The organism is Mycobacterium sp. E3298 (genome assembly GCF_001666895.1).
Taxonomy (GTDB): Bacteria; Actinomycetota; Actinomycetes; order Mycobacteriales; family Mycobacteriaceae; genus Mycobacterium.
On record NZ_LZJB01000421.1, the window covers coordinates 1 to 1,323 of the forward strand.

The 1,323-nt window shown below is 68.2% G+C and carries 1 protein-coding gene and 1 pseudogene; both read right to left on the reverse strand.

Annotation, left to right across the window (positions count from 1 at the left end; translation table 11 throughout):
- Nucleotides 1–994: VWA domain-containing protein (locus tag A9X05_RS19995; protein WP_231978438.1), on the reverse strand; the 994-nt coding region annotated here is incomplete at its 3' end.
- Nucleotides 995–1,037: 43 nt separating this feature from the next.
- A pseudogene (locus A9X05_RS20000) lies at nt 1,038–1,323 on the reverse strand (DUF58 domain-containing protein); the annotation flags it as partial.

The following is a 1,323-nucleotide window of genomic DNA, read 5'->3' on the forward strand; positions in this document are numbered from 1 at the left end:
CGGCAGCGAAGGATGCTGCGCTTCGCCAACATGGAGCTGCTGGAAAGCGTTGCGCCCCAACGCCCTTCGCGCTGGCGTCGCCCTTGATGGTCTCGTAGCCGATCTGCTGCTGCAGCGTCGCGTAGACCGCCTTCAGCTCCGCCAGGCTCGCGGCGTTGTACCAACTGCCGCCGGAGAGCTCGGCGACCTTCTTCATCGTCGTGTCGTCGACGGGAACGGGCTGGCGCTGGTCGTTGATCTCGACGAAGCCGTACGGGGTGCCGAACGAGATCGTCGAGATGGGCACGCCCTGGTCCTTGGCGGTGCGCGCGGCGGTGAAGGCGCCCTTCGGGTTGTCCGGATTGGTCGGCATCGTCTCCTTGCCATCCGAGAACAGCACGATGCGCGCCGGTGGCGGCTTGTCGCCGCCGCCGATCACCGCGCCGACCGTCGCGATCGCCTGCAACGCGGTGAAGATGCCCTCCCCGGTGGCGGTGCGGTCGGCGAACTGCAACTTGTCCAGCGCGTTCTTCGTCGCGTCGCGGTTGGTCGTCGGCGACACCAGCACGGTGGCCGTGCCCGCGTACTCGATCAGCCCCAGGTTGATGCCCGGGGTCAGCTCGTCGGCGAACTGCTTGGCCGCCTCCTGCGCGGCCGCCATCCGGTTGGGCTGCACATCGGTGGCGCGCATCGACTGCGACACGTCGATCACCAGCATCACCACCGCCCGGTTGCGGGGAATGCGGACGTCGTTGGTCGGCCCCGCCATCGCGATGGTGAACAGCACCAGCGACGCCACCAGCAGGATCGCCGGCACGTGCCGCCAGCGCGAAGGGCGTTGGGGCGCAACGCTTTCCAGCAGCTCCATGTTGGCGAAGCGCAGCATCCTTCGCTGCCGCGCCAGCTGCATGAGGATGTACATCGCGGCCAGCCCGAACACGACCAACAGGAACAGGAAGAACCAGGAGTGTGCGAAGCCGGACAGCGATATCGGCCCGAGCAATGGCAGTGTCATAAAACCGTCTTGGTGTGTCTGTGCGCCTCGGTCAAAGTGCCCGTCACTGCCGTCCCGCCATCGCCCCGCGCCGGCGGGACTCGACGAAGCGGACGATGTCGGCGATCCAATCGCGGTCGGTGCGCAGGGTCAGTATCGGCGCCCCGCAGCTGCGCACGGTGCGCGCCACCTCGGCGCGGTGCGCGGCGGCAGCCCTGGCAAAATCGTCGCGCAGCTGGGGATCGATGGTGAACTCGCGGGTGACCCCGGATTCGGCGTCCTGCAGCACGACGTCACCGATGTCGGGCAGCTCGACGTCGCGGGGGTCGAGCACCTCGACGGCCAGCACC